The organism is uncultured Oscillibacter sp. (assembly GCF_947654275.1).
In the GTDB taxonomy this organism is placed as follows: Bacteria; Bacillota; Clostridia; order Oscillospirales; family Oscillospiraceae; genus Oscillibacter.
The window spans coordinates 1-6,599 of record NZ_CANTJS010000087.1; the positions used below are offsets into that span (position 1 = coordinate 1).

Genomic DNA, 6,599 nt, shown 5'->3' on the forward strand with positions numbered 1-6,599 from the left:
ATTCCTATTCCGTGATTGCGAGCTGTATTCAGGAAATCCCGTCCTCCTGCCGGTTTGCGCGGCCATAGAGCCGGGCCGTCCGGCGGATGGAGGCCCGGAGGAGCCGGGGCGGTTCTGACAGTTTCTGCTATGCTCTGTTGATTCCTATTCCGTGATTGCGAGCTGTATTCAGGAAATCCCGTCCTCCTGCCGGTTCACGCGGCCATAGAGCAGGGCCGTTTGGCGGACGGAGTCCCGGAGCTCCGGACTGAGGTCCGACGCCCGGAGCCGCCAGGTCCAGTTAGATCCCACGGTGGAGGGGGTATTCATCCGGCCCCGGTTGTCCAGTCCCATGTAATCCTGCATGGGCACCACGCAGAGCCGGGCGGCGCTGCGCATTACCAGGGCAATCAGAGGGCGGTACAGCTCCTGCTGAGGCGTCCTCTGATCGCAGAGGTAGTCCCGGACTGCCTGCCGCTCCCCGTCGGTGATGCTGGAAAGCCAGCCCGTCAGGGTCTCGTTGTCGTGGGTCCCGGTGTAGGCGGCGGCGTTCTCCGTGTAGTTGTGGGGCAGGTAGTCGCTGGCAGAGCCGGTGTCCCGGGCGTCAAAAGCGAACTCCAGCACCTTCATGCCGGGAAAGCCGCTGGTTTGCACCAGCTGCCGCACGGAGTCCGTGACATAGCCCAGATCCTCGGCAATGACCTCGTGCCGGCCCAAAACCTCCTCCGCCCGGCGGAAGAGCTCCGGACCGGGCCCTTTTTCCCAATGGCCGTGGATGGCGCCGGCGCTGCCATAGGGGATGGAGTAGTACGCGTCAAAGCCCCGGAAGTGGTCGATGCGGGTGACGTCGTAGAGCCGGAAGCAGTGCCCCAGCCGGGAGAGCCACCAGGCGTAGCCGGTTTCACGGTGGTAGTCCCAGCGGTACAGGGGATTGCCCCACAGCTGGCCCGCGGCGGAAAAGCCGTCCGGCGGACAGCCCGCTACGGCGGTGGGCAGACAGTCCCCGTCCAGCTGGAAGAGTTCCGGATGGGCCCAGGCGTCGGCGCTGTCCATGGCCACATAAATGGGAATATCTCCGATGATTCGGATGCCCCGGCGGTTGGCGTAGTCCTTCAGGGCGCGCCACTGCCGGAAGAACTGGAACTGCATGTACTGCTGGAATTCCACCTCGGAGGACAGCCGGCAGCCGTCCAGGGCGGCGTCCCGGCGGAGTCGGAGGTCCTCCGGCCACCGGGTCCAGGGCGCGCCGCCGAAGCGGTCCTTCAGCGCCATGAACAGGGCGTAGTCGTCCAGCCACCAGCGATTTTCCGCAATGAAGGCCTGACAGTCCGGATTCCCGGCCATCTGACTGCGCTCCCAGGCCTTCCGCAGCAGGGGATACCGGGCCCGGTAGAGCTTTTCATAGTCCACCCTGCCGGGGTCGCCGCCGAAATCGGCGGCATCGCACTCCGCCCTTGTCAGAACACCCTCGTCAATCAGCGCCTCCAGGCTGATGAAGTAGGGATTGCCTGCGAAGGTGGAGAAGGACTGATAGGGCGAATCCCCGTAGCCGGTGGGGCACAGGGGCAGAATCTGCCAATAGCTCTGCCCCGCGTCCCGGAGCCAGTCCACAAAGTCATAGGCGCTTTGGGAGAAGCAGCCCACGCCGTACCGGGACGGAAGGCTGGTAATGGGGAGCAGGATACCGGCGGCTCTGTTCATGATGCGGCTTCCTCCGTTTTCAAAAAATCAAAAATTCATAAAAATTCGGCGGGGCTCACGCCTGACCTGAGAGAGAAAAAGCGAGAAAGCGAGAAAGCAAGAAAGAAAACGAGAAAACGGGACGCCCTCTTCGGAGCGTCCCGCATGGAACGGATGTGCCTCAGATTTTCCCGCTCAGCACCAGGACCAGCACCACGAAGGTAGCCAGCAGCGCCAGGGAGAACAGCAGGAAGCCGGCGTCGAAGCGGTCGCCGCTGGCGGCGTTTTCCCGCTCGGGGGCCAGCCGGGCCTTCCGCAGGGCGGTGACCACCGGCTTGTAGAGAATCAGAATCAGGGCCATGTTCAGCCCGCCCTTCACCAGGTTGAAGGGGAGGAAGACCGTGGGCAGCATGTCGGCCACCACGGAGCGGTCCATGTGCATGTAGATGGGGGTAATCAGGTAGTTCCAAAGGAGCATGACCACCGTCAGAACCACGGTGCCCAGAGCCAGGCCCAGCACCGCGCCCTTCCGGCTGCGCAGCTTCATGTAGACGAAGGAGGCGGTGCAGCAGAAGGCGCAGGTGGCCAGCACGTTCATGATGAGGCCGATGATGCCGGTGTCGCTGACGGTGAACATCTCCACCAGAGCTACGACGATGGAGATGATGGCGGCGGACAGGGGCCCGAAGAGGAAGCCGCCGATGCAGACCACGGTGTCCTTCACATCCATCTGGAGGAAGCCGGAAATCTGGGGCAGCAGCTTGCTCAGCAGCATGGCCACATAGGCCAGGGCCGTGAGCATGGCCAGGGAGGTGATGGTCTTGACGGTGACCCGGGGACGGGCGGCGGGGATGGCGTTGGCGTTGGGATTGGACATAAGAAAACACTCCTTTACAAACTTGAAAACACCCTGGACGCTTTGACTTCTCCAAGGTGAACCAAGCGGCAAAGGAGCGCACGCAAACGGCGTGCGGCCATACCGCACTCATCTTCTTCCATCCAGACTGTCACTGTTGGTCCCGGAGTTTCACCGGGTCAGCGGGGGCCGGTACGAAAAAACCGGCCTCCGGTCGCGGACTGTAACCGCCAGTGGGGAATTGCGCCCCGCCCTGAAGACAAAGTATTCAGTTGTTTCCTGTAGGATAGTATACGACAGTCCGCCGGAAAATGCAACCCTTTTTTTCGCCCGGGGAAAGCCCTGTTTTTCCGTCTATTCCGGCTTTTCCGATTCTTCCGGCATTTCCGGTTTTTCCGGTCCTTCCGGCCCCTGGTACTCCAGCAGGTCTTCCACTCGGCAGTCCAGGACATAGCAGACTCTGGCCAGAAAATCCAAATCCACCATTTCAATCTTCTGGCCCTGATAGTAGCGGTCTACAACCTCGTAGCGGCTCCCAATCAGGGTCCGCAGACGGTTTCTGGTGATGCCGCGGCTGTCCATCACGCTGGAAAGCTTTACGATGATTTGACCGTATTCCTCCGTGTGATAGCTGATGATACCCTTTAGCGTATTCATAGACCCTCCCTTTATATAGATAGAGTCTAACAGAGTAACTGCCTCTTGACAGTCTACAGATTAGAGTATATCATAAAAGAAAGAATACTATGTATATAGTAAATCAAAGGAGAGATATCTGATGGACGAGCATGAAAAGCCCTACACGACCCTGTTCAATGCCATCACGGACGCCTTGGATGCTCTGGACCGCCTGAACTTCGGCCAGGCGAAGGAGATTCTGGAGGCCGGCCAGCAGAGGGCGGAAGAAATCTATATCGGGGAAGACAAATAAGACGCAAACGGCACAAAAAGAGCAAAAAACACGCAAAAAAACCTGCCCGCTGTTCACGGGCAGGTTTTCCTGCTTTTGTTCGCTGTGTCCGGGTTCGCCCGTCAGGCTGCCGGGCGGTTCCGCACCATGGACGCGGCGTGCTCCTGTGCCAGTACGTCCAGCAGCTCCGCGATCCGGCCCGCGGGATACGCCGTCCGGCAGTCTGCCAGGACCTGGGCGAATTCCTCCGTGCCGCCGTGCCAGGCCGCATCGGCGGAGGCGATATGCCGGCAGACCACGTTCGCCGCCGGGGGCCGGTCCCAGTAACCCACCCGCTGGTTCCCCATCAGCGCAAGAAAGGCCAGCACTGTGTCCGGGTCCTCCAGAAAGCGGCTTCGCAATTCCTCGCTGGAGCCCTCCGTCAGGGCGTCGCCCCACAGGTCGAAGACCACGAGCTGGTCCAGAGGGACCGTGTTCCCGTGGTTGAAAATGTACTCGAAGCGCGGGTCGCTCAGGGTCCCGGTGAGGCCGTAGTCCGTCAAGTCAATACTGATGGCCTGCCAGTTTTCCAGCGGCGTTTCCCGTGGAGGCGCCTGTGTGGGCTCCGCGCCCTGCCAGCCGTTCCGCTCCAGCCCGGCGGCGTGCTCCTGTTCCATCACGTCCAGCAGCTCCGCGATACGGCCCGTGGAATACCGCACCCGGCGGTCCGACAGGATTTCGCCGAACTCGACGCTGTTGTACCAGGCGGCGTCGGCGCAGGCAATGGTCTGGCAGACCACCTCCGCCGCCGGATGCTCCCAATAGCCGTCCCGCTGGTCTCCCATCAGCTCCAGATAGACCAGCACCCTGTCCGGGTCCTCCAGGAACCGCCGCCACAGCTCATCGTTCAGGCCTTCGGCAGCTGCGCCGTCGGAGGCCAGGGAGCAGGCGATGAGCTTTCCCAGAGAGAGGGAGGCGATGCCGTCCAGGACGCCGGGGTCCCCGATGGGGTTTTCTGTGACGCCGAAGTCCGCGGCGCTGATGGTGACAGCCTGCCATTTTTTAGCTTCCGTGCTTTGCGCGGCGCTGTCCTCTTTCGGCGGCTTCGTTTGATCGTCCTGCGGGGCGGCGGGCGTTTCTTCTTTTTCGGGCTTTTCAGGTTTTTCGGGCTCTTCGGGCCCCGACCCCTCCGGCGGAGAGACCTCCTCCGGGCCGGAGGTTTTTAGAGGCTGCTCCGGCGGAGCGGGCGGGACGGTCCCGGCGGCCTCGGCAGACCCGGTTGGGGTCTCCGGCGGCGGCGCGTCGGACGGCGAAGCCCCCTGCCCGCCGCAGGCGGCAAACAGGAGGCACAGCGCCAACGCCAGAGCGGCTGCGCCCATGACGTTTCTTTTCATCTTATTTGCTCAGGGCCTCGTCAATGGCCTTGGCGGCGGTTTTGCCCGCGCCCATGGCCAGAATGACCGTGGCCGCGCCGGTGACGGCGTCGCCGCCGGCGTAGACCTTCTCACGGGAGGTCAGGCCGTCCTCATTGACCACGATGCCGCCCTTGCGGTTGATTTCCAGGCCCTTGGTGGTGGACTTAATCAGGGGGTTGGGGCTGGTGCCCAGAGACATGATGACGCAGTCCACGTCGATGTCGAACTCGCTGCCGGGGACCTCGATGGGCCGCCGCCGTCCGGAGGCGTCGGGCTCGCCCAGCTCCATCTTGATGCAGCGGATTTTGTTCACGTCGTCGTTTTCGTCGGCAAAGATTTCCACGGGGTTGCACAGGGTCTTGAAGATGATGCCCTCTTCCTCGGCGTGCTCCACCTCTTCCTTACGGGCGGGGAGCTCTTCCATGCCCCGGCGGTAAACGATGTACACCTCGGCTCCCAGGCGCTTGGCGCAGCGGGCCGCGTCCATGGCCACGTTGCCGCCGCCCACCACGGCCACCTTCTTGGGCCGCTGAATGGGGGTGTCGGAGTCGGGGAGATAGGCCTTCATCAGGTTGATGCGGGTCAGGAACTCGTTGGCGGAGTACACACCACGGTAGTTGATGCCGGGGATGTCCATGAACATGGGCAGGCCCGCGCCGGAGCCGATGAATACGGCCTCAAAGCCCTGCTCCTCCATCAGCTCGTCGATGGAGATGGTCCGGCCGATAACGGTGTCCGTGGCGATGGTGACGCCCATGGCCTTCAGCCCGTCCACTTCCTTCTGAACAATGGCCTTGGGCAGACGGAATTCGGGGATGCCGTACACCAGCACGCCGCCCGCCAGATGGAGGGCCTCGAACACGGTGACCTCATAGCCCTTCCGGGCCAGGTCGCCGGCGCAGGTCAATCCGGCGGGGCCGGAGCCCACCACCGCCACACGGTGGCCGTTGGAGGCGGGTTTTTCCGGGGCCTCGGTGCTGTGGGCGTTGTGCCAGTCGGCAACAAAGCGCTCCAGCCGGCCGATGCCCACGGGGTCCCCCTTCTTGCCCCGGACGCAGTACTTCTCGCACTGGCTTTCCTGGGGGCAGACCCGACCGCAGACGGCGGGGAGGGCGGAGGTGTTGGAGATGATCTGATAGGCCTCTTCAAACTCCCCGGCGGCCACCTTCTGGATGAACTCGGGAATATGTACCATGACGGGGCAGCCCTGCATGCAGGGCTTGAGCTTGCAGTTGAGGCACCGGGCTGCCTCGTCCAGGGCCTGGGCCTCGGTATAGCCCAGGGCCACCTCCTCAAAGTTCTTGTTCCGGACGTTGGGGTCCTGGGAGGGCATGGGATTCTTTGTTAAAGACATATTGGCCATGTTATTCGGCCTCCTTCTTGAACAGGTTGCAGGTCTCCTCATATTTGTGCTTTTCAAAGGGCGCATACATCTGGTTCCGCTTCACGGCCAGGTCCCAGTCCACCTTGTGGCCGTCGAAGTCCGGGCCGTCCACGCAGGCGAATTTCATCTCGCCGCCCACGCTGAGGCGGCAGCCGCCGCACATGCCCGTGCCGTCAATCATGATGGGGCTCATGGAGACGGTGGTGGGGATGCCGTAGGGCTCTGTGGTCTTGGAGACGAATTTCATCATGACCATGGGGCCGATGGCGAAGACCTCGTCATACTGGTTCCCCGCGTCGATGAGCTCCTTCAGGGCCTCGGTGACCAGACCCTTCCGGCCATAGCTGCCGTCGTCGGTGCAGACCACCAGAAGGTCGCTGGACTTCTTGAAATCCT

The 6,599-nt window shown here is 62.5% G+C and carries 6 protein-coding genes, 1 pseudogene and 1 riboswitch; of the genes and pseudogenes, 1 reads left to right on the forward strand and 6 read right to left on the reverse strand.

The features are described 5' to 3' along the window. Positions 1-168 precede the first annotated feature (168 nt). The 3 genes from malQ to Q0063_RS14020 form a co-directional block, all read right to left on the reverse strand. A complete protein-coding gene (gene malQ / locus Q0063_RS14010; protein ID WP_297872581.1) occupies positions 169-1,680 on the reverse strand; it encodes a 4-alpha-glucanotransferase in 1,512 nt (503 codons plus the stop codon). Between the two features lie 160 nt (positions 1,681-1,840). Next, on the reverse strand, positions 1,841-2,536 hold the full coding sequence (locus tag Q0063_RS14015; protein WP_297872582.1) for an ECF transporter S component: 696 nt from the start codon (positions 2,534-2,536) through the stop codon (positions 1,841-1,843). 106 nt (positions 2,537-2,642) lie between these two features. Beyond that, a riboswitch (FMN riboswitch) is annotated at positions 2,643-2,780 on the reverse strand. Between the two features lie 89 nt (positions 2,781-2,869). Further along, positions 2,870-3,172, reverse strand: a complete 303-nt coding sequence (locus Q0063_RS14020; RefSeq protein WP_297872583.1) for a helix-turn-helix transcriptional regulator — start codon at positions 3,170-3,172, stop codon at positions 2,870-2,872. 121 nt (positions 3,173-3,293) lie between these two features. On the opposite strand from Q0063_RS14020, the gene Q0063_RS14025 reads away from it, so the two are divergent. Next, positions 3,294-3,446 (forward strand): hypothetical protein, encoded by a 153-nt coding sequence (locus Q0063_RS14025; protein WP_297872584.1) that lies wholly within the window; start codon positions 3,294-3,296, stop codon positions 3,444-3,446. 101 nt (positions 3,447-3,547) lie between these two features. On the opposite strand, the gene Q0063_RS14030 is transcribed toward Q0063_RS14025, so the two are convergent. From Q0063_RS14030 to Q0063_RS14040, 3 genes and pseudogenes are all read right to left on the reverse strand, one after another. After that, a complete protein-coding gene (locus Q0063_RS14030) occupies positions 3,548-4,798 on the reverse strand; it encodes a hypothetical protein (protein WP_297872585.1) in 1,251 nt (416 codons plus the stop codon). Position 4,799: 1 nt separating this feature from the next. Beyond that, positions 4,800-6,182, reverse strand: a complete 1,383-nt coding sequence (gene gltA, locus Q0063_RS14035) for an NADPH-dependent glutamate synthase (RefSeq protein ID WP_297872586.1) — start codon at positions 6,180-6,182, stop codon at positions 4,800-4,802. A gap of 1 nt (position 6,183) precedes the next feature. Continuing rightward, a pseudogene (locus Q0063_RS14040) lies at positions 6,184-6,599 on the reverse strand (sulfide/dihydroorotate dehydrogenase-like FAD/NAD-binding protein); the annotation flags it as partial.

Coding starts and splice junctions, on each gene's coding strand:
- malQ (WP_297872581.1), bottom strand. CDS start 1,680: ATGAACAGAGCCGCCGGTATCCTGCTCCCCATTACCAGCCTTCCGTCC.
- Q0063_RS14015 (WP_297872582.1), bottom strand. CDS start 2,536: ATGTCCAATCCCAACGCCAACGCCATCCCCGCCGCCCGTCCCCGGGTC.
- Q0063_RS14020 (WP_297872583.1), bottom strand. CDS start 3,172: ATGAATACGCTAAAGGGTATCATCAGCTATCACACGGAGGAATACGGT.
- Q0063_RS14025 (WP_297872584.1), top strand. CDS start 3,294: ATGGACGAGCATGAAAAGCCCTACACGACCCTGTTCAATGCCATCACG.
- Q0063_RS14030 (WP_297872585.1), bottom strand. CDS start 4,798: ATGAAAAGAAACGTCATGGGCGCAGCCGCTCTGGCGTTGGCGCTGTGC.
- gltA (WP_297872586.1), bottom strand. CDS start 6,182: ATGGCCAATATGTCTTTAACAAAGAATCCCATGCCCTCCCAGGACCCC.